At 71.8% G+C, this 19,033-nt stretch carries 16 protein-coding genes and 1 tRNA gene; 7 read left to right on the top strand and 10 right to left on the bottom strand.

The genetic code is table 11. The features are described 5' to 3' along the window. Window positions 1–9 precede the first annotated feature (9 nt). Together GGR16_RS20675 and GGR16_RS26455 are read left to right on the top strand one after the other, a co-directional pair. Window positions 10–510 carry a L,D-transpeptidase gene (locus tag GGR16_RS20675; protein ID WP_183317876.1) on the top strand — a complete coding sequence of 167 codons (501 nt, stop codon included), beginning with the start codon at window positions 10–12 and terminating at the stop codon, window positions 508–510. A 129-nt stretch (window positions 511–639) separates the two neighbouring features. Further along, window positions 640–774, top strand: coding sequence for a hypothetical protein (locus GGR16_RS26455; RefSeq protein ID WP_281380646.1), 135 nt, complete (start codon window positions 640–642; stop codon window positions 772–774). Window positions 775–1,310: 536 nt separating this feature from the next. Here the strand turns inward: GGR16_RS26455 and GGR16_RS20670 are convergent. Continuing rightward, entirely contained in the window at window positions 1,311–2,630 is a 1,320-nt protein-coding gene (locus GGR16_RS20670; RefSeq protein WP_183317874.1) for an SAM-dependent methyltransferase, read from the bottom strand. A gap of 255 nt (window positions 2,631–2,885) precedes the next feature. Between GGR16_RS20670 and GGR16_RS20665 the strand changes: the two genes are divergently transcribed. After that, the gene (locus GGR16_RS20665; RefSeq protein WP_183317872.1) at window positions 2,886–3,434 is read left to right on the top strand and encodes an AAA family ATPase; all 549 of its coding nucleotides are present in this window, start codon (window positions 2,886–2,888) and stop codon (window positions 3,432–3,434) included. Here the strand turns inward: GGR16_RS20665 and GGR16_RS20660 are convergent. The 3 genes from GGR16_RS20660 to GGR16_RS20650 form a co-directional block, all read right to left on the bottom strand. Further along, the gene (locus GGR16_RS20660; protein WP_183317870.1) at window positions 3,412–3,954 is read right to left on the bottom strand and encodes a thermonuclease family protein; all 543 of its coding nucleotides are present in this window, start codon (window positions 3,952–3,954) and stop codon (window positions 3,412–3,414) included. The genes GGR16_RS20665 and GGR16_RS20660 overlap by 23 nt on opposite strands. Before the next feature lie 184 nt (window positions 3,955–4,138). Then, window positions 4,139–4,849 (bottom strand): OmpW/AlkL family protein, encoded by a 711-nt coding sequence (locus GGR16_RS20655; protein ID WP_019402356.1) that lies wholly within the window; start codon window positions 4,847–4,849, stop codon window positions 4,139–4,141. Between the two features lie 170 nt (window positions 4,850–5,019). Further along, entirely contained in the window at window positions 5,020–5,256 is a 237-nt protein-coding gene (locus GGR16_RS20650; protein WP_019402355.1) for a DUF1674 domain-containing protein, read from the bottom strand. Between the two features lie 149 nt (window positions 5,257–5,405). Between GGR16_RS20650 and htpX the strand changes: the two genes are divergently transcribed. The 4 genes from htpX (at window position 5,406) to purH (ending at window position 11,342) form a co-directional block, all read left to right on the top strand. Further along, window positions 5,406–6,350, top strand: coding sequence for a zinc metalloprotease HtpX (gene htpX / locus GGR16_RS20645; RefSeq protein ID WP_053193552.1), 945 nt, complete (start codon window positions 5,406–5,408; stop codon window positions 6,348–6,350). A gap of 3 nt (window positions 6,351–6,353) precedes the next feature. Beyond that, entirely contained in the window at window positions 6,354–7,709 is a 1,356-nt protein-coding gene (locus tag GGR16_RS20640; protein WP_183318078.1) for an RsmB/NOP family class I SAM-dependent RNA methyltransferase, read from the top strand. Between the two features lie 167 nt (window positions 7,710–7,876). Next, window positions 7,877–9,625, top strand: a complete 1,749-nt coding sequence (locus GGR16_RS20635) for a heparinase II/III family protein (RefSeq protein WP_246373222.1) — start codon at window positions 7,877–7,879, stop codon at window positions 9,623–9,625. 124 nt (window positions 9,626–9,749) lie between these two features. Further along, on the top strand, window positions 9,750–11,342 hold the full coding sequence (gene purH / locus GGR16_RS20630; protein ID WP_183317866.1) for a bifunctional phosphoribosylaminoimidazolecarboxamide formyltransferase/IMP cyclohydrolase: 1,593 nt from the start codon (window positions 9,750–9,752) through the stop codon (window positions 11,340–11,342). A 63-nt stretch (window positions 11,343–11,405) separates the two neighbouring features. On the opposite strand, the gene acs is transcribed toward purH, so the two are convergent. From acs to hemC, 6 genes are all read right to left on the bottom strand, one after another. Continuing rightward, a complete protein-coding gene (gene acs, locus GGR16_RS20625; RefSeq protein WP_183317864.1) occupies window positions 11,406–13,355 on the bottom strand; it encodes an acetate--CoA ligase in 1,950 nt (649 codons plus the stop codon). Between the two features lie 420 nt (window positions 13,356–13,775). Further along, window positions 13,776–13,851 (bottom strand) — tRNA-Thr (locus tag GGR16_RS20620). Window positions 13,852–13,949: 98 nt separating this feature from the next. After that, complete coding sequence (locus GGR16_RS20615) at window positions 13,950–15,839, bottom strand: heme biosynthesis HemY N-terminal domain-containing protein (RefSeq protein WP_183317862.1); 1,890 nt, start codon at window positions 15,837–15,839, stop codon at window positions 13,950–13,952. Between the two features lie 10 nt (window positions 15,840–15,849). Further along, window positions 15,850–17,166 carry a COG4223 family protein gene (locus tag GGR16_RS20610; protein WP_183317860.1) on the bottom strand — a complete coding sequence of 439 codons (1,317 nt, stop codon included), beginning with the start codon at window positions 17,164–17,166 and terminating at the stop codon, window positions 15,850–15,852. 114 nt (window positions 17,167–17,280) lie between these two features. Continuing rightward, window positions 17,281–18,000 (bottom strand): uroporphyrinogen-III synthase, encoded by a 720-nt coding sequence (locus GGR16_RS20605; protein ID WP_183317858.1) that lies wholly within the window; start codon window positions 17,998–18,000, stop codon window positions 17,281–17,283. A gap of 2 nt (window positions 18,001–18,002) precedes the next feature. After that, window positions 18,003–18,932, bottom strand: a complete 930-nt coding sequence (gene hemC, locus GGR16_RS20600) for a hydroxymethylbilane synthase (protein ID WP_183317856.1) — start codon at window positions 18,930–18,932, stop codon at window positions 18,003–18,005. Between the last annotated feature and the right edge of the window lie 101 nt (window positions 18,933–19,033).

The following is a 19,033-nucleotide window of genomic DNA, read 5'->3' as shown; positions in this document are numbered from 1 at the left end:
GTGGCGACGATGAAGATTGTGATGGCGGCGAGCGCGGCCTCGGTCGCGTTCGCCCTTCTGGCGGCGCCGGCAAAGAGCCGGGAGATCGTGTCCTTCTCCGGCTACGCGCCGGGCACGGTGGTGGTGCGCACCAAGGAGCGCCGGCTCTATTTCGTCGCCGGCGAGGGCGTCGCACTGCGCTATCCGGTCGCCGTCGGCAAGCCGGGCAAGCAATGGCGCGGCATCGCCCGTATCGACGGCAAATACGTCAGGCCGGCCTGGTCGCCGCCCGCCGAGGTCAAGCGCGACAACCCGCACCTGCCGGACGTCATCCCCGGCGGCGTGCCGCAGAACCCGATGGGTGAGCGGGCCCTGACGCTGACCGGCGACGAATACGCCATCCACGGCACCAACCGGCCCGATTCCATCGGCCGGTTCGCGTCCTACGGCTGCATCCGCATGCACAACGCCGATATCATCGACCTTTTCGAGCGCGTCGCCGTCGGCACGCCGGTGGTGGTGCTGCCATAGCGGCCGGGTGCCGCCGAAGCGCCCGGCGCAGGCCGACGCTCCCCGTCCCGTTCCGCCCCCTCCACCGTCATGCCCGCGCTTGTCGCGGGCATCCGCGCGGTGACGCTGGAGCGGAGTCGAAAGGCGTGGATGGCCGGGACAAGCCCGGCCAGGACGGGTGGGGAGGTCGTGCTCGGCCCCCAGCCCGACACCTGCACGCCGTTTCCCTGCGTCATGCCCGCGCTCGTCGCGGGCATCCACGCGGTGACGCCGGCGCCAGGCTGAAAGGCGTGGATGGCCGGGACGGGCCCGGCCAGGACGGGTGGGGAGGTCGTGCTCGGCCCCCAGCCCGACACCTGCACGCCGTTTCCCTGCGTCATGCCCGCGCTCGTCGCGGGCATCCACGCCGGTGACGCCGGCGCCAGGCTGAAAGGCGTGGATGGCCGGGACGAGCCCGGCCATGACGGGAGGAGAGGTTGTGCTCCGCGCCCGGCCCAACACCGGCACGCCGTTTCCCTGCGTCATGCCCGCGCTCGTCGCGGGCATCCACGCCGGTGACGCCGGCGCCAGGCTGAAAGGCGTGGATGGCCGGGACGAGCCCGGCCATGACGGGTGGGGAGGTCGTGCTTGGCCCCCAGCCCAACACCGGCACGCCGTTGCCCTGCCGTCATGCCCGCGCTCGTCGCGGGCATCCACGCCGGTGACGCCGGCACCAGACTGAAGGGCATGGATGGCCGGGACGAGCCTGGCCAGGACGGGTGGGGAGGTCGCATTCCGCTCGCGCTCGATGCGTTCGGGCAACGAGTGCGCTCGCAGCGGCCTTACCGGTAAAGGTCCTCGCGCGTCGGGGGCAGGCCCGACGGGCCCTTGGCGCGGCGGGAGGCGAGCGTCTGGAAGATGCCGATGGTGCCGCGCTCGAAACCGAGCGAGACGCCGGCAAGGTAGAGCAGCCACAGCCGCGTCTTCGCCGCCCCCACCTCGCGCTCGGCCGCCTCGCGGTTGGCGTAGAGGCGCTCGCACCACAGCCGCGTCGTGCGCGCATAATGCTCCCGCCAGGCCTCGACGTCGTGCACCTCGAAGCCGTAGCGCTCGAGGCTCGTCACCGAGCCGCCGATGTGGTCGAGCTCCGAACCCGGGAAGATGTAGTTGACGATGGCCGCATATTCCGGCCGCTTCCTGCGGAAGGCGCGGGCCGACTTCTTGGCCGGGCGCGTGATGGCGTGGTTGAGGAGGAGGCCGCGCGGGCGCAGGAGCTCGCGCATCCTGGTGAAATAGGCGCCGTGGTTGTCGAGCCCCACATGCTCGAACATGCCGATGGAGGCGATCTTGTCGAAGCTGCCGGTGAGTTCGCGGTAATCCTTCAGCTCCACCGTCACCCGGTCCTGAAGGCCGAGGCGGGCGATCTTCTCCTTCGCGAAGGCGAGCTGCGCCTCGCTCAGCGTCACGCCGTGCGCCGTGACGCCGTAATGCTGCGCCGCGTGGCAGACGAGGCCGCCCCAGCCGCAGCCGATGTCGAGGAAGCGCTCGCCCTCCTTCAGCCGCAGCTTGCGGCAGATCATGTCGAGCTTGGCCTTCTGCGCCTCCTCGATGCCGGCGTCCCAGCGCGGGAAATAGGCGCAGGAATATTGCATCTCGGGATCGAGGAAGAGGCCGTAGAAGGCGTTCGACAGGTCGTAGTGGAACTGCACGAGGGCCTTGTTGTCGCGGCCGGCGGCGTCCTTGTCGACCTGGGCGCCCTGATAGGCATGGCTCCCGGCCGGCTTGTGCGCCCGGCCGAAGAGGAACGGCAGCAGGGAGCGAATGAGAAGCCCCTTGTCGAGCCGCTTCAGGAGGCCCTTGGTATTGGCCTCGCCGCGACGCGCCGCGACGTCGAGCAGCGTGCCGCCGTGCAGGTCGATGTCGCCGGCCGCCAGGAGCTCGACCAGCGTCGTCAGCCGGGGCGAGCGCACGAGGCGGGTCACGGCCTCCGGCGCCGCGATGGAGAAGACGAGATCGCCGTTCGCCTTGGGCCCGAGCGGGATCGTCTCACCGTTCCACAGCCTGACGGACAGGTCGGCGCCCAGCCTGTCACCGACGTGCCGCAGCAGCCGCCGCGCCGCATCGAGCCGCTTGTCCACCCCTTCAGCCTCGCGCGTCACCATGCCGTCCCCTCATCACCCGAGTCGGCGCACGTTATAGCCTTTGCGCGGAAAGTGAATCACGCTTCGCCGCCAGGACGAATTTTCAGAACGAATTTTCAGGGCGAGTTTTCAAGACGGATTTCCTGTGGCGGCGGGCTTGCCCCGCCCGGCGCAAACGCCGTAGTCTTGCGTCTCTCCCCCGACATTGCTCAACCCGGCGCGGCGCCGCCGTGGCGCGCGTGCGCGCCATTTCCCCTGTCATCCATGAGGACTGCCATGGCGAACGACGCCACCGATCGCTTCTTCGTGCTCACCGGCGGGCCCGGCGCCGGCAAGACGACCCTTCTTGCCGCGCTCGCGGCGGCGGGCCATACGGTCTCGCCCGAGGCCGGCCGCGCCATCATCCGCGACCAGCAAGCGATCGGCGGGCGGGCCCTGCCGTCCGTGGACCCGACGCTCTACGCCGAGCTCATGCTGGCGCACGACCTCGCCGCCCATCGCTGCCATCTGAACGGGGATGGCCCGGTCTTCGTCGACCGTGGCATTCCCGACATCGCCGGCTATCTCGACCTTGTCGGCATCGCCCGGTCGGCGCATCTCGGCCGGGCCATCGCACGCTGCCGCTACAACCGGCGCGTCTTCATCTGCCCGCCGTGGCCGGAGATCTTCACGCAGGATGCCGAGCGGCGGCAGACGCTGGAGGAGGCGGAACGCACCCATGCCGCCATGGTCAGGACCTATGGCGAGGCGGGCTACGATCTCGTCACGGTGCCGCGGCTGCCGGTCGCGGAGCGTGTCGCCTTCATTCACGCGGCGCTGGGGTGAGGCCCGGCGGGCGGCGCGTCTCCAGGGCCTCGCACCACGACGCACGCCGCCCGCCGTCATAGGCGCGGGCGTGGCCGGCCTCGCGCATGAGCTGTCCCACGTCCCGCCAAGCAGCATCGGCGACCCGGGCAACGACGCGGCCGAAATACTTGTCCGGCCGGACCTCGGACAGGACGACCGCGCCATCGCCGACAAGACGCGCCAGAGCCTCGCGCGCTGCCGATGCCGCCTGCTTCTCGGCCGCGCACCGTCCGTCCACTTCGGGGGCGTCGATGCCGGCGAGGCGCACCCTGGTCACGATCTCCTGTCCCGGCCAGACCGCGACGCGCGCCTCGAGCGTGTCACCGTCGATGACGCGCACGACCTCGGCCTTGAAGGCGCCCGGCACGGCACCGGCCAGGTGCGGCCCCGCCTGCGCCGCACCGGCGGCGACGGTCTCGTTTGGCCCCTGCCCGGTGAGCGAAGCAGCACCGAGGCCGGCCGCAAAGGCGAGAAGGGGAAGAGGTGATGGGCATCTCATCCCCCTCTTATAACCCGACCTGAGGATTATGAGAATATCATCCTCTATATAGGTCAGATGTCAGACTGCGCATGAGTGCATGCACAGCCTGGACGACGCGGATAATGGTGGAGACGATCCAGCGCGGCGCACGCCGGGCAGGATTGGAGCCTGAAGGGCCCTCTCGCTTTCCACCGGAGGGGCCTCAGAAGCGGTAGGTGACGCCGGCGGCGACGAGCCACGGGTCGAGCTTCACCTTGCCGGTGACGAGGCCGACGTCCGGGATGTTCGCCTTGACCTTCGGCTCGAGGAAGATCTTCTTCACGTCGAGGTTCACGCCCCAGTGCCGGTCGATCATGACGTCGACGCCGGCCTGCAGCGCCAGGCCGAAGGTGTTCTCGACGCTGAGGCTGGAGAACACGCCGCGTGCCTTCTCATTGTAGAAGATCGTGTAGTTCACGCCGGCGCCGACATAGGGCTTGATGCGGTCGGTAAGGTCGACGTGATACTGCAGCGTCAGCGTCGGCGGCAGCAGCCACACCCGCCCGATCGGCCCGAGCCCAGCGATGGAGCCGCCCGCGCGGATGTTGTGCGGCGTGGTGCCGAGGATGAGCTCCACCGCGATGTTCTTGGTCAGGAAATAGGTGATATCGAGCTCGGGCACGACCGAGTTGCTGACCGACACCTTATCGCCGCCGATGCGCAGGCCGTTGAGCTTCAGCGACGACGATTCGTCCGGAATGACGCCGAGCGCACGCACGCGGATCATCCAGGGGCTCCAGTCGTCGAGCACGGGGGCGCCCGGCGCGGGGGCCGGGCGCGGCAGATCGGCAGCGCCGGCCGAAAAGGCCGACAGGATGGCGGTCCCGGCGATGAAAACGGTCGACAGAATGCGCGTGGAAAAGAAGCGTGTCATGGCAGCCCCGGACGACAGGCGGGGCCACAACGACCCCGCTTCGGCCGGCAATCTGCGCCCGCACCCCGGCGGCCAATTTGAGCTGCATCAATCAAGGCCGCCAGCTACATCGCAGACCGGCGCCTGTTGCTGCAACGCAACAATCGTAGCGGGAGACTATGCGTGCCGCCTCAGAAGTCCGTGGCGATGCCCCTGCGCTCCCAATCGCTGTAGCGCACCGGCTCCGGCCCGTCGCGGCCGTTGACCTCGCGCTGCCGCGTCAGGTCGCGCGTGCGGGCGTCGATCTCGGACCGACGCGCCGCCGCCTCCTCCAGCGCCCGGCGCGCAGCCGGGCTCAGGGCCTTGCCGGGCGCCGCCCCGGGAAGGGTGTCGCTCGCCGGTTCCCCGGCCGGCTTCGTCGTTTCCATCGCCATTCTCCACGCGATCGCGGCGGCGCCTGCGCCGCATGTCCTGCGGCGTCCTCTTGCGGCGCCGGCCGCCCTCCCCCCACATATAGGGGGATTTCGGCGATTGGCACCGGCAAATCGGCGACGCCGGTGCCGGACGGAGGGAAAGGATGAACTACTTCAAAACCGGCCTGCTGCTGGCGGCGCTCACGGCGCTGTTCGGCGTCGTCGGTTTTCTCATCGGCGGCACGGGCGGCATGCTCGTCGCGCTCGGCCTCGCCGCGGCGATGAACATCTTCAGCTACTGGAACTCGGACCGCCTGGCGCTCGCCGCCCATGGCGCGCAGGAGGTCGACGAGCGCACGGCGCCCGAGCTCGTGCGCATGGTGCGGGAGCTCAGCCAGCGCGCCGGCCTGCCGATGCCGCGCGTCTACCTCATCGACAATCCCCAGCCGAATGCCTTCGCCACCGGCCGCAACCCGGAGAATGCCGCCGTGGCGGCGACGACCGGCATCCTGCGCACGCTCTCCTATGAGGAGCTGGCGGGCGTGATGGCGCACGAGCTCGCCCACATCAAGAACCACGACACGCTGACGATGACGATCACGGCGACCATCGCCGGCGCCATCTCGACCATCGCCCAGTTCGGCCTCTTCTTCGGCGGCGGCAACCGTAACAACGGCGGCGGCATCATCGGCACCATCCTGCTCGTCGTGCTCGCGCCCATCGCCGCGATGATCATTCAGATGGCCATCAGCCGCTCGCGCGAGTATGAAGCGGATCGAATCGGCGCCGAGATCTGCGGCAACCCGCTGTGGCTGGCGGGCGCGCTCGGCAAGATCGCCCGCGGCGTCGAGCACATCCCCAACGAGAGCGCCGAGAGCCATCCGGCCACCGCGCCGCTCTTCATCGTCAACCCGCTCAGCGGCCGCAACATGGACAACCTGTTCTCGACCCATCCGGCGACGGAGAACCGCATCGCCGCCCTCACCGACCTCGCCCGCCGCATGGGGCTGGGCTCGGCCGGCGGCTTCTCGCGCCCGGCGCCGACCGGCGGGGACGTGCCGCGCGGCCCGTGGGGCGGCGGCCAGCGGCCCCGCGGACCGTGGGGCTGAGCGCTGAAACCCGCCCGTCACCCCCGCAACGCGCGCACGAGGCCCGCCCAGCCGGCGGGCCTCGCCGCACGCGTCATCGCCGCCGAAGCGCTCGATGCGGTGCTGCGCCAGCGCGCGCCCCTCGACGAGACGCTGGAGCGGCTCGCCGCGCGCCACGAGGAGGCCGGGCCGCGCGACCGGGCGCTCGCTCGCGCCATCGCCACCGTCGCCTTGAGGCGCCTCGGCACCATCCGCCTCGGCCTCAAGCGCTTCCTCGAACGCGGCCTGCCGCGCAATGCCGGGCTTCTCGAGGCGATCCTCATCGGCGGTGCAGCGCAGCTCCTTTTCCTCGACGTGCCCGACCATGCGGCGGTCGACCTCGCCGTGCGCCAGGCGCGGGCGGACAAGCGCGCCTTCCCCTATGCCAAGCTCGTCAACGCCGTACTGAGGCGTGTGGCAGGCGCGCGGGCCGAGATCCTGGCGGCCGGCGAGGCGCCGCGCATCGATACGCCCGACTGGCTGCACCGCCGCTGGGTGGCGGCCTATGGCGAGGCGATTGCCGACGCCATCGCCGCCGCCAACCGCCACGAGGCCGCCGTCGACATCTCGGTCAAGGACGACCTCCCGGGCTGGGCCGAGACGCTCGGCGCCCACATCCTGCCCACCGGCTCGCTGCGCCTGCCGCAGCGCGTGCCCGTGCCGGACCTGCCGGGCTATGCCGAAGGGGCATGGTGGGTGCAGGACGCCGCCGCGGCCCTGCCGGCGCGGTTCATCGCCCCCAAGGCAGGCGAGCGCGTCATCGACCTCTGCGCCGCGCCGGGCGGCAAGACGGCGCAGCTCGCGGCCGCCGGTGCCTCGGTGCTCGCCGTGGACCGCTCGCCCGAGCGCCTGGAGCGGCTCGCCGGGAACATGCGGCGCCTGTCGCTTGCCGTCGAGGCCCTGGCCGCCGACGCGCTGGCCCTCGATGTGCCGCCGGCCGATGCCGTGCTGCTCGACGCGCCGTGCTCGGCGACCGGCACCCTGCGCCGCCACCCGGACGTCGCCTGGACCAAGCGCGAGGACGATATCGCCTCGCTCGCGCAGCTGCAGGCGCAGCTGATCGACAAGGCCGCAAGCCTCGTGCGGCCGGGCGGGCGGCTCGTCTACTGCACCTGCTCGCTCGAGCCGGAAGAGGGCGAGCGCCAGGTCGCGGCCTTCCTCGACCGCCATCGCGACTTCACGCGCCTGCCGGTCGCTGCGGAGGAGATCGGCGGGCTCGCGCAGTTCATCACCGCCGACGGCGACCTGCGTACCCTGCCGCACGCACTGCCCGGCGCGGAGCCGCGCCTGTCCGGCCTCGACGGCTTCTACGCCGCGCGGCTTGTGCGCGCCTCGTCGTGAAAAGCCGGCGGCAGCGGCAAGGGACCGTCAAAGGCCACGTGAGCGCGCACCGAAACGTTAACCATCCTGCAGTAATTTATGTGGGCTAAGTGTTGACGAAAGCGCAAGCGATGCACGCGGACAAGGCGGGAGCGATCGTGGCCGGAAGCGCCGATCGGTGGCGGCTCATGGGACTTGCCCTCGGCGAGCTCGCTCGGCGTGCGCGCAACCTCGCCACCGGCTCGTTGCGCGCCCTGCTGCAGCCCATGCGCCGGCAGGCGCCGAGCCGCCTCATCATCGCCCCGCAGGACCTGCGCACCACCGATCCGACCGTCGCGGGCGACATCTACGCCGGCTATTTCGCCTTCGCCGGCCGCGTCGTGCAGGCGCAGGGGCGCTCGCCCTTCGAGGCGGTGCCGCCGAGCCGGGCCTGGGCAGAGCAGCTCTACAGCTTCGGCTGGCTGCGCCATCTGCGGGCGGCCGATTCCGCCTTGGCCCGCGCCAATGCCCGCGCACTCGTCGACGATTTCCTCGCCGGCGGCCATGACCGGCGCGGCCTCGCGGCCGAGCCAACCATCGTCGCACGACGGCTCATCGCCTTTCTCACCCAGTCGCCGCTGCTGCTGGAGGGTGCCGACCACGCCTTCTACCGGCGGCTGATGAAGGCGCTCGGCCGCTCGGTCAGCCAGTTGCAGCGGGCGCTCGCCGGCGGCGCGCGCGGCGAGGAGCGGCTGATGACGGCGGTGGCGCTCGCCTATGCGGGCCTGTGCCTCGATGGCTATGCCCGGCTGCATCGCGGCGCCAGCCGCACGCTCGCCGAGGAACTGTCGCGCCAGATCCTGCCCGACGGCGGCCATATCAGCCGCAACCCGCGCGTCCTGATCGACCTCCTCGCCGACCTGCTGCCGCTCCGCCAGACCTATGCGGCGCGCAGCGTCGAGCCGCCGGCGCCGCTCCTGCGCGCCATCGACCGCATGATGCCGATGCTGCGCCTGTTCCGGCACGGCGACGGCTCCATCGCCTTGTTCAACGGCATGGGCGGCACGGCGCCGGATCTCATCGCGACGCTGCTCGTCTATGACGATGCCCGCGCGCAGGGCATGGAGCACGCGCCGCACAGCGGCTACGAGCGGCTTCAGGCCGGTGGTACCGTCGTCATCGTCGACACCGGCCGCCCGCCGCCCGCAGCCTTCTCGGGCGAAGCGCATGCCGGCTGCCTCTCCTTCGAGCTGACGGCGGGCATCAGTCGCATCGTGGTCAATTGCGGCGCGCCGCGCGGCACGGGGCCGGTGCCGGTCGCCACGCGCTCCACCGCCGCCCATTCGACGGCGACGGTGCACGACGCCTCCTCCTGCCACTTCGCCGGTGCGGGCGACGACCTGTCGCTCGGCGCCCGCCTCGGCCGCTGGATCGGCGCGCCCATCCTCTCCGGCCCGCAGGACGTGCCGGTGTCGCGCAGGGGCGAGGACGGCGACGTCGTGCTCGTCGCCGCGCACGACGGCTATGTGCAGCGCTTCGGCATCGTGCACGAGCGCCGCCTGCGCCTTGCCGCCGGGGGCGAGCAGCTCGCGGGCGAGGACATCTTCATCCTCATCGACCCGACGCCGGGCATGACGGATGTCGCCGTCCGCTTCCACCTCCACCCCTCCGTGCGCGCCAGCCGCCTGCAGAGCGGGCAGGCGGTGATGCTGCTCCTGCCCGATGGCGAAGCCTGGACCTTCGAGGCCGAGCACGTGCCCCTCGCCATCGAGGAAAGCGTGTTCTTCGCTGCCCCGGACGGCACGCGCCGGACCGAGCAGATCGTGCTCTCGCTCGATGCGGCCGACACCCATGCGGTGCGCTGGTCCTTCCAGCGCATCGGGCGCCACAACAGCACGGGCGCAAGACGTTCGGCCGCCCGGCCGGACGAGGAGCCGCTGCCTCTCGAAGGCATCTGAGGCCCATCGCACCCGCATCGCGCGTTTTGTCGGCGGCGCATTCGTGCTAAGCGCCGGGGCGACGGCGCCGGCAGAGGCTCTGCGGCCGGCTGCCGGGAGCCAGAATGCCGAAGGACATCGCGTAATGCCGAGTGAAGTCAGGCGCGTCACCCGCGCCCTCCTGTCCGTCTCCGACAAGACGGGCCTCGTCGAATTCGCCGCCGCGCTCGCGGCCCGGGGCATCGCCCTCGTCTCGACCGGGGGCACGCGCAAGACGCTCGTCGACGCCGGCCTCACCGTCGCCGATGTCTCGGACGTGACGGGCTTTCCCGAGATGATGGACGGGCGCGTCAAGACGCTGCACCCGGCCGTGCACGGCGGGCTTCTCGCCATCCGCGCCAATCCCGAGCATCAGGCGGCCATGCTCGCCCATGGCATCGGGCCCATCGACCTGCTCGTCGTCAACCTCTACCCCTTCGAGGCGACGGTGGCGAAGGGCGCCGCCTATGACGACTGCATCGAGAACATCGACATCGGCGGCCCGGCGATGATCCGCGCCGCCGCCAAGAACCACGACGACGTCGCCGTGGTCGTCGAGCCCGAGGACTATGCCGCGGTGCTGGCCGATCTCGAGGCGCATGACGGCGCGACGACCCTGACGCTGCGCCGCCGCCTGGCGCAGAAGGCCTACGCGCGCACCGCCGCCTACGATTCCGCCATCTCCAACTGGCTCGCCGGCCAGCTCGGCGAGACGGCGCCGGCCTTCCGGGCGCTCGGCGGCGCGCTGGCCGAGCCGATGCGCTACGGCGAGAACCCGCACCAGTGGGCCGCCTTCTACCGCACGCCGGAGCAGCGCCCCGGCGTCGCCACGGCACGCCAGCTGCAGGGCAAGCAGCTCTCCTACAACAACATCAACGACACCGACGCCGCCTTCGAGTGCGTGGCCGAGTTCGACCCGGCCCGCACCGCCGCCGTCGTCATCGTCAAGCACGCGAACCCGTGCGGCGTCGCGGAGGGCGCGAACCTTCTCGACGCCTATGAGAAGGCCCTCGCCTGCGATCCCGTCTCGGCCTTCGGTGGCATCGTCGCCCTCAACCGCCGGCTCGATGCGGAAGCGGCGAGGAAGATCGTCGAGATCTTCACCGAGGTGATCATCGCCCCCGAAGCCAGCGACGAGGCGGTCGCCATCGTCGCGGCGAAGAAGAACCTGCGCCTGCTCGTGACCGGCGGCTTGCCCGATCCGCGCGCCGGCGGGCTCGCCCTGCGCACGGTCGCGGGCGGCTTCCTCGCCCAGGCGCGCGACAGCGCCGTCGTCGACGACATGAGCCTCAAGGTGGTGACGAAGCGCGCCCCGACGGCGACCGAGCTCGCAGACCTCAAGTTCGCCTTCCGCGTCGCCAAGCACGTCAAGTCGAACGCCATCGTCTATGCCAAGGGCGGCGCCACCGTCGGCATCGGGGCCGGGCAGATGAGCCGCGTCGATTCCTCGCGCATCGCGGCCTGGAAGGCGGCGGAAGCGGCGAAGACGGCGGGCCTTCCCGAGACGCTGGCCAAGGGCTCGGTCGTCGCCTCCGACGCCTTCTTCCCCTTCGCCGACGGGCTCCTCGCCGCAGCCGAGGCCGGCGCCACGGCCGTCATCCAGCCCGGCGGCTCCATGCGCGACGACGAGGTGATCAAGGCCGCCGACGAGGCGGGCCTGGCCATGGTCTTCACCGGCCACCGCCACTTCCGGCACTGAGGCGGACCGGCCCTCTCCCCGCTTGCGGGGAGAGGGATCAGAGCTGCTCCAGCGGCAGCGGCCTCAGGCCGGCACGCGCTTGTTCTGCCGGTTGTGGATGAGATCGTCCACCACCGACGGGTCGGCCAGCGTCGAGGTGTCGCCGAGGTTCGAGAACTCGTCCTCGGCGATCTTGCGCAGGATGCGGCGCATGATCTTGCCCGAGCGGGTCTTCGGCAGGTTCGGAGCGAACTGCACGAGGTCGGGCGAAGCGATCGGGCCGATCTCCTTGCGCACCCACTGGACGAGCTCCTTGCGCAGCTCCTCCGTCGGCTCCTCGCCCGCCATCAGCGTCACATAGGCGTAGATGCCCTGGCCCTTGATGTCGTGCGGATAGCCGACGACGGCGGCCTCCGATACCTTGGCGTGGGCCACGAGCGCCGATTCGACCTCGGCCGTGCCCATGCGGTGGCCGGAGACATTGATGACGTCGTCGACGCGGCCGGTGATCCAGTAATAGCCGTCGGCGTCGCGCCGGCAGCCGTCACCGGTGAAGTACTTGCCGGGATAGGTGGCGAAATAGGTATCCATGAAGCGCTGGTGGTCGCCGTAGACCGTCCGCATCTGGCCCGGCCAGGAATCGGCGATGCACAGGTTGCCCTCGGTCGCGCCCTCCAGCACCTTGCCCTCGGCATCGACGATCTCGGGCTTCACCCCGAAGAACGGCCGCGTGGCCGAGCCGGGCTTCAGCGCGATGGCGCCGGGCAGCGGCGAGATCAGGATGCCGCCGGTCTCGGTCTGCCACCAGGTGTCGACGATGGGGCAGCGCCCGTCGCCGACCACGCGATAGTACCACTCCCAGGCCTCCGGATTGATCGGCTCGCCGACCGAGCCGAGCAGGCGCAGCGAGGCGCGCGAGGTCTTCTTCACCGGCTCGTCGCCGGCCTGCATCAGCGCGCGGATGGCGGTGGGCGCGGTGTAGAAAATATTCACCTGGTGCTTGTCGATCACGCGCCAGAAGCGGGAATTGTCCGGGTAGTTCGGCACGCCCTCGAACATGAGCGTCGTCGCGCCGTTGGCGAGCGGCCCGTAGAGGATGTAGCTGTGCCCGGTCACCCAGCCGACGTCGGCCGTGCACCAGAAGATGTCGCCGTCGTGATAGTCGAAGACGTACTGATGCGTCATCGATGCATAGACCAGATAGCCGCCCGTGGTGTGCAGCACGCCCTTCGGCTTGCCGGTGGAACCCGAGGTGTAGAGGATGAAGAGCGGATCCTCCGCCTCCATGGGCTCGCAGGGGCACTCGCTCGTCACCAGCGCGGCCGCCTCGTGGTACCAGACGTCGCGGCCCGGCTCCATGGCGACATCGGCGCCGGTGCGGCGCACGACGACGACGTGGTCGACGCCGCCCACCTTGGCGATGGCCGCGTCGACATTGGCCTTGAGCGGCACCTTGCGCCCGCCGCGCAGGCCCTCGTCCGCCGTGATGACGACCTTGGATGCGCAGTCCTCGATGCGGCCGGCGAGCGAATCGGGCGAGAAGCCGCCGAAGACGACGGAGTGGATGGCGCCGAGCCGCGCGCAGGCCAGCATGGCGAAGGCCGCCTCGGGGATCATCGGCATGTAGATGGTGACGCGGTCGCCCTTCTCGACGCCGCGGTTGCGCAGCACGTTGGCGAAGCGGCAGACCTCGTCGTGCAGCTCGCGATAGGTGATGAGGCGGGATTCGGACGGATCGTCGCCCTCCCAGATGATGGCCGTCTGGTCGCCGCGCGTCTCCAGATGCCGGTCGATGCAGTTGTAGGCGACGTTGGTGACGCCGTCCTCGAACCAGCGGATGGAGACCTCGCCCGGCGCGTAGGAGACGTTCTTGACCTTCTCGTAGGGCGTGAACCAGTCGATGCGCCGGCCGTGCTCGTCCCAGAACGCCTCGGGATCCCGAATCGAGGCCTCGTACATCTCCCTGTAGCGAGCCTCATCCACGTAGGCGCGCTTCGCCCAATCGGCCGGCACCTCGTAGACCTTCTCCTGCATGACGTCCTCCCGAAACCTCGGCCGGGCCTTCATCGGCACCGGTCCAAACGCAGCCTCCGGCCCACCATCCAAGTGGATGGCGGCGTGGAAACGATCGATCGGGCGGCATTATGCGAAGGGCGACCGGCACCGGCAAGGCGCCAAGGGTCACACTTTCGTCTCTTCGACGTTGGGAGAAGGCTTCACCAGAGGCGCGTGCCGGGGCGTCCTTGCGGGTCATGGCCGGACTTGTTCCGGCCATGCGCGCCTTTCAGCCTTGCGCAACGGCGAGGCGTGGATGCCCGCGACAAGCGCGGGCATGACGGGGAGGAGCGGTTGCCCTTCACAGCCTCACGGGCCCCTCCGGCAAGGCTCCGCAGCATCCCGCTTCGCTCGGCGAAGACGGACAAATCTGCGTGGTGGGCTTGCGCGAAGCAGGAATGGTGCCGCGGAAGGGATTCGAACCCCCGACCCACGCATTACGAATGCGTTGCTCTACCAGCTGAGCTACCGCGGCACGCGCGCGCCTTCTAGCGTCAATCACCCCGCCTTGGCAAGTGCCTCGCGCGATTCCGCGCCGGCGGCCGCGCGCGGCCTGTGCATGAGCGGCCGCGATCAGGTCACGATGGTGCGGCGCACGGGGCCGACCTCGTCCTCCCCGGTCACCGGCCCGGGATCGTCGGGCGGACGGCTGACCGGGAAGATGACCGGGCTCGCCTGCCGGGCCCTGCGGGGAGCGGCATTGCCGGCAGGCTCCCCAGGCGGCGTCGCCTCCGAGGCGCCGCGCCGCCCCGATCCCTTCGCCGCCTCCTTCACAGGCTGCGGTACCGGAACGGGCGATGGCTTCTCCTCCGGCGGGGCGGGAGGAGCGGGCGACGGCGTCTCAGCGGGCGCGGCGGCCTCCTCGGCCTCCGGTGCAGGTGCTGCCGCTGCCGGCGGCCGGGCCTTGTCTGCCGGTTCGGACACGGGGGCGGGTTCGGGCTTGGACGGCGGTTCGGCCTCCGGCGACCGCTCGGGCTCGGAACGCGCTTCAGGCGGTGAAGTCGGTGTGTGTTCGGAAGCCGGCTGGGCGTCGACGGCAGCGGCGGAAGGCTCCCGGGCGGGTGCCGCCGGCGCCGGCGGCGCGATTTCGGGCAGCGCTTCGGCCGCACGGCGCTCGTCGCCGTCACCGATGACGGCGTCGGCCCGGTGCGTCTCCTGCGCGTCACGGTGCTGGGCGGCGATCTGCTCGCTCGGCGTTCCCCAGACGAAGGCGTCGAGCCGGCCGCTGACCAGCGAGACCGGCGACCAGGTGTCGGAGATGACGCCGTCGGCGAGCCAGGCGGGATCGCGCGGCGCGCGCGAGGCACGGGCCAGCCAGGCGCGTACGGCCCCCGTCTCGCCGTGCTCGGCCTCCTCGATGTCGGCCATCAGCACGCAGGTGCGCAGCGTGGGGCGCTCCGCGATGAGCGGGGCCAGCGCCTCGCGGGCGCGGGCGAATTCGCGCGCGTCGAGCGCGGCCCGGGCCAGCATCAGCCGCGATTCGGCGGAATCCGATGCCAGCCGCGCCAGCGTCTCGGCGCGGGCGAGCCGGTCACGCGCCGAATCGCCGGAGCGGATCTCGACATAGGCTGCGGCGATATCAGGATGCGGCAGCCGCACCCAGGCCGCCTCGAGGGTCTTGGCCGCCTTGCGGTATTTGCCGGCGCGGGCGAGAAGCCGGCCGGCCAGCACGGCGGCGGGCACGAGATCGGGCGCGAGCTTGACCGCCTCGCGCACGGCGGTGAGCGCGGCGTCGGGGTCCTTCTCCGCCCGGTCGATGGCGTCGGCCGTCAGGAGCACGGCACGCTGGCGGCGCGCCTCGGCGCGGTCGATGAGCCGCAGCGCCGCGCGCCGCTCGAGGGTCATGAGCGCCCCGCGCCAGTCGCGTTCGGCGGACTGGAACTCGAGCACCGCCTCGTTGGCCCAGCCGACGCTCGGCGCGAGTTCCGCCGCCTTGGCCGCATGGGCCCGGGCGGCGACGAGATCGCCCTTGCGCCGCGCCTCGACGAACAGGCCGCGCAGGCCGAGCACCCGCGTTTCGGGCTCGTCGAGCATGTCGTTGAAAGCGGCCTCGGCCCCTGCCCGATCGCCGGAGATCTGCGCGGCCTGGGCCTTGAGCAGCAGCGTCAGCGGCTCGCGGCCGAGCCAGCGCTCGGCATCGCCCGCATGGCGGCGCGCGGCGGCGGGATCGCCCGAGCCGACGGCCACCATGCCGCGCGACACGGCGGCGAAGCCGCGCGCCCGGCGGCGGGCCCGCGAGGCGATGGTGACGAGGTCCGGCAGCTTGAAGACGAAGCGCACCACGCTCCACACGATGACGAGCGCCGTGACGATGCCGATGAGCGCCGCCACGGCGACGCTGAGCGGCGTGCTGATGCGGTAGTCCTGCCAGGTGAGCACCACCTCGCCCGGGTGGTCGGCGAGCCAGGCGGCGCCGAGCGCGACGAAGGCGAGAAGGACGAGGAAGACGAGAACGCGAATCATGGCTGCGCCCTCACCCGTTGCCGCCGAAGGCGTCGACGGCGGCGCCGCGCACGGCGAGTGCCGCCTGCTCCGCTTCCGCGCGGGCCCTCAGCGCCGCGACCCATTCACGCGTCGCCTGCTGCTCGGCCGGCGACAGCCGCTCCCAGGCCGCGAGCGCCGCCGCGGCATCGCCGCGGGCGAGCGCCGCATCGACGGCGTCGGCGGGCTGCTCCCCGCTGCCGACGCGCTCGACCCGCACGAGGCCGGCGGCACTGTCGCTCAGGCGCTCCCAGAGGCTGGCCTCGGGACGCGTGCGGCGCTCGGTTTCGGCCGCACGGGCCAGGCCTTCGCGTAGGCCCGGGCGCAGGCTCTCGGTGGTCGGCAAGCCGGCGCGCGCCTGCGGCTTGAGCGGGGACAGGAACTCCGCCGGCGTGCCGAGGCGCTCGAGCACCGTGATCTCCTTCTCGAAGGGCTGGCCGGAGCGGATCGCGGTCAGCAGCAGCTCCGCCACGGCGAGCCGGCCCGCGGCATTGCCGATCGGCTCGGCGGCGCCGTCGGCGATCTGCCTTTCGGCGGCATCGAGCCGGGCGCCCAGGGCCTCCAGCCGGCGCGAGACGTCGCTGATGACGCCCGGATCGAGGCTGCGCACGGCCCCTTCGAGCGCGTCGACACGTCGGCTCAGCTCGTCGCGGATCGCGCGAAGCTCCGCCGGCGACGCGCCCTCGACGGACCGCAGCCCCTCGATCTCGTTGGCGAGGCCGTTGATGCGCGCCGTCAGGCCGTCGTCTTCGCGGGAGGCGGAGGTCATGCGCGCCTCGAGCGCCTCGAGATCCTCACGGCCGACGACATTGGCGAGGCTGCGCTCGACGACGGCAAGGCGCGCCGCGGTGTCGTTGGCCGGACCGACGAGCACCGGCAGCAGCATGGCTGCGGCGGCGCCGACGATACCGCCGACGGCAGCCGCCACGAGGAGCGAACTCTGGAGGCCCTGGCGAGGCGCCGTAGCCGGTTCGGCCGTTCGCAAATCCCGGGCGTCGCGGTCGGCGGGCACCTCATCGGCCGGCGCTTCCTCGGCGCGTTCGTCGCCTGGAGGGGTTTCGCCTGCGCCCGGCCCTTCCTCGGTAGCCGACACATCGCCAGGCGGAGTTGGCGCCTCCGGCGGCGGAGCGGCAGGCATGTCCTCGGCCGGCGGGGTCTCCCGGGGCGTGGCCGCCGCCTCAACGGCCGCGACATCGGCGGGCGGCGGCGCGATGGCCTCGGTCACTTCGCGGTCGGTCGTCTGCGCAACGCGCCCCGCCTTCGTGCGGGCTGTCCGGGGCGTCCGGCCCGTCGGCTTCTCGTCGCTCATGCAGACCTCTCTCCATCATTTGCTCGGCACCGCCGGTGCGCCCGGACGGGCCATGATGAACCCTCAAGCTCTTAACATCAGCCGCCCGCCCATGGCGAGCCCAGCGGCTGCGCGTCATCTGTCGCCATGCGCCGGCAGCAGGGCCAGCAAGGCATCCTCGTGCGGCGTCGCGGCGGCCACGACGTCCCGGACGCCGGCGGCCCGGAGCGGCGCGGCGACATCCTCGGACAGGCACAGGTGGCGCAAGGCACGGAATGCTTCGCCGCAGCCGGCCCGCTCGGCGAGGGCGAGCGCCAGGGCCGCGCTGCGGCGGGAATAATGCAGCGCGACCGCGAGTGTGCCGCCGCCGAGCGCCGCCACGACCGCCGGAGGCAGCGATTGTTCCGCCTCCGCGACATAGGCCATCCACGGCACGACCGCGAAGCCGGTCGCGGCGAGAAGAGCGGGCGTATCGGCCTTGTGATCGCGGCCGAGGACGAGGAGGAGCCGCGCCCCGGACGCGAAAACCGACGGGGCGAGCGTCGCGAGGGCGATGCGGTCGCCCGCCGCCGCCGTGACGGCCGCAAAGCCGGCCTGGCGCGCCACCTCGCCCGTGCGCTCGCCGACCGCAAGGAGGGGCAGCGCGGCGAGCGCCGCGACATCCCCCTCGCCCAAGGCTTCGAAGGCGTTGGGGCTGGTGACGACGACACCGTCGAAGGCTCCCGCCGGGCGCGGCTCACCCGTGGAATGGATGGTCAGGAGCGGAGCGACGACGACGGCATGGCCGCGCTCGCCGAGGCGCCGCGCCGTCCGGCGCGCCGCCCTTTCCGGCCGCAGGACGAGGACGCCCGCCATGCCTATTTTCCCAGGAGCGCCGGGCGCGCGCGGGCCACCACTTCGCGTCCCGCGTCCTCTCCAAGGCCGAGCGCCTCGGCGATCGGGCCGCTGCGTTCGACGGCCACCCAGTCGCTGCCGTCGGGCGCCAGCAGCATGCCGCGGAAGGAGAGGCCTGTCCCCTCCACCCGCGCCAGGCCGGCGATGGGCGTGCGGCACGAGCCGTCGAGCACGCGCAGGAAGGCGCGCTCGGCCTCCAGCGCCACGCCGGTCCCCGGGTCGGTGAAGCGCATCAGCGTCTCGCGCAGGGCAAGATCGTCGGCCCGGGTCACGATGGCGATGGCGCCCTGGCCGATGGCGGGCAGGAAATCCTCGGTGTCGAGCACGGCGGTCGCCTTGTCGGCGAGGCCGAGCCGGCGCAGCCCGGCGAGGGCCAGGAGGGTCGCGTCGATCTCGCCGCTCTCGACCTTGGCGAGGCGGGTGCCGACATTGCCGCGCAGCAGCGTGACCGAGACATCGGGCCGCAGGCGCCGCACCTGCGCCTGCCGGCGCAGCGAGGCGCTGCCGACCACGGCGCCGCGCGGCAACTCGGCGATGCTCCGCGCACCGCGGCTGATCAGCACGTCGCGCACGTCCTCGCGGGCAAGATAGCCGGCAATGACGAGCCCGTCCGGCAGGACGGTCGGCAGATCCTTGGCGGAATGGACGGCAAGGGCGATGCGCCCGTCGAGGAGCGCGCTGTCGAGCTCCTTGGTGAACAGGCCCTTGCCGCCGGCCTCCGACAGCGCCCGGTCCTGGATCATGTCGCCCGTCGTCTTGATGACCGAGAGCGCGACGGCCTCGGCCGGGCAGCCGAGCGCCCCACCGAGGAGCGCCTGCACCTGCCGCGCCTGGGCGAGGGCGAGCGGGCTGCCGCGCGTGCCGATGACAGGTGCGCCGGTCGTTGCAATCATGGTTCCATCCAACTCCGTTCACGGGGCCCGCGGCCGGCGGGCGATTCGTGCAGGCGGGAGGCCACAGAGCCGCTCCCGCACCTCACTATCGCATGCCCTAC

This window comes from Chelatococcus caeni, assembly GCF_014196925.1.
In the GTDB taxonomy this organism is placed as follows: Bacteria; Pseudomonadota; Alphaproteobacteria; order Rhizobiales; family Beijerinckiaceae; genus Chelatococcus_A; species Chelatococcus_A caeni.
Note: the sequence above shows the minus strand (reverse complement) of the source record. Positions and strands in the feature narration are given on the sequence as shown.

What these genes read in the sequence shown, in the direction of transcription:
- GGR16_RS26455 (WP_281380646.1), top strand. Translation starts at nt 640, where the DNA reads ATGGCCGGGACAAGCCCGGCCAGGACGGGTGGGGAGGTCGTGCTCGGC.
- GGR16_RS20615 (WP_183317862.1), bottom strand. Translation starts at nt 15,839, where the DNA reads ATGATTCGCGTTCTCGTCTTCCTCGTCCTTCTCGCCTTCGTCGCGCTC.
- GGR16_RS20670 (WP_183317874.1), bottom strand. Translation starts at nt 2,630, where the DNA reads ATGGTGACGCGCGAGGCTGAAGGGGTGGACAAGCGGCTCGATGCGGCG.
- GGR16_RS20605 (WP_183317858.1), bottom strand. Translation starts at nt 18,000, where the DNA reads ATGGCGGGCGTCCTCGTCCTGCGGCCGGAAAGGGCGGCGCGCCGGACG.
- purH (WP_183317866.1), top strand. Translation starts at nt 9,750, where the DNA reads ATGCCGAGTGAAGTCAGGCGCGTCACCCGCGCCCTCCTGTCCGTCTCC.
- GGR16_RS20675 (WP_183317876.1), top strand. Translation starts at nt 10, where the DNA reads ATGAAGATTGTGATGGCGGCGAGCGCGGCCTCGGTCGCGTTCGCCCTT.
- GGR16_RS20650 (WP_019402355.1), bottom strand. Translation starts at nt 5,256, where the DNA reads ATGGAAACGACGAAGCCGGCCGGGGAACCGGCGAGCGACACCCTTCCC.
- hemC (WP_183317856.1), bottom strand. Translation starts at nt 18,932, where the DNA reads ATGATTGCAACGACCGGCGCACCTGTCATCGGCACGCGCGGCAGCCCG.
- GGR16_RS20635 (WP_246373222.1), top strand. Translation starts at nt 7,877, where the DNA reads ATGGGACTTGCCCTCGGCGAGCTCGCTCGGCGTGCGCGCAACCTCGCC.
- htpX (WP_053193552.1), top strand. Translation starts at nt 5,406, where the DNA reads ATGAACTACTTCAAAACCGGCCTGCTGCTGGCGGCGCTCACGGCGCTG.
- GGR16_RS20660 (WP_183317870.1), bottom strand. Translation starts at nt 3,954, where the DNA reads ATGAGATGCCCATCACCTCTTCCCCTTCTCGCCTTTGCGGCCGGCCTC.
- acs (WP_183317864.1), bottom strand. Translation starts at nt 13,355, where the DNA reads ATGCAGGAGAAGGTCTACGAGGTGCCGGCCGATTGGGCGAAGCGCGCC.
- GGR16_RS20665 (WP_183317872.1), top strand. Translation starts at nt 2,886, where the DNA reads ATGGCGAACGACGCCACCGATCGCTTCTTCGTGCTCACCGGCGGGCCC.
- GGR16_RS20655 (WP_019402356.1), bottom strand. Translation starts at nt 4,849, where the DNA reads ATGACACGCTTCTTTTCCACGCGCATTCTGTCGACCGTTTTCATCGCC.
- GGR16_RS20610 (WP_183317860.1), bottom strand. Translation starts at nt 17,166, where the DNA reads ATGAGCGACGAGAAGCCGACGGGCCGGACGCCCCGGACAGCCCGCACG.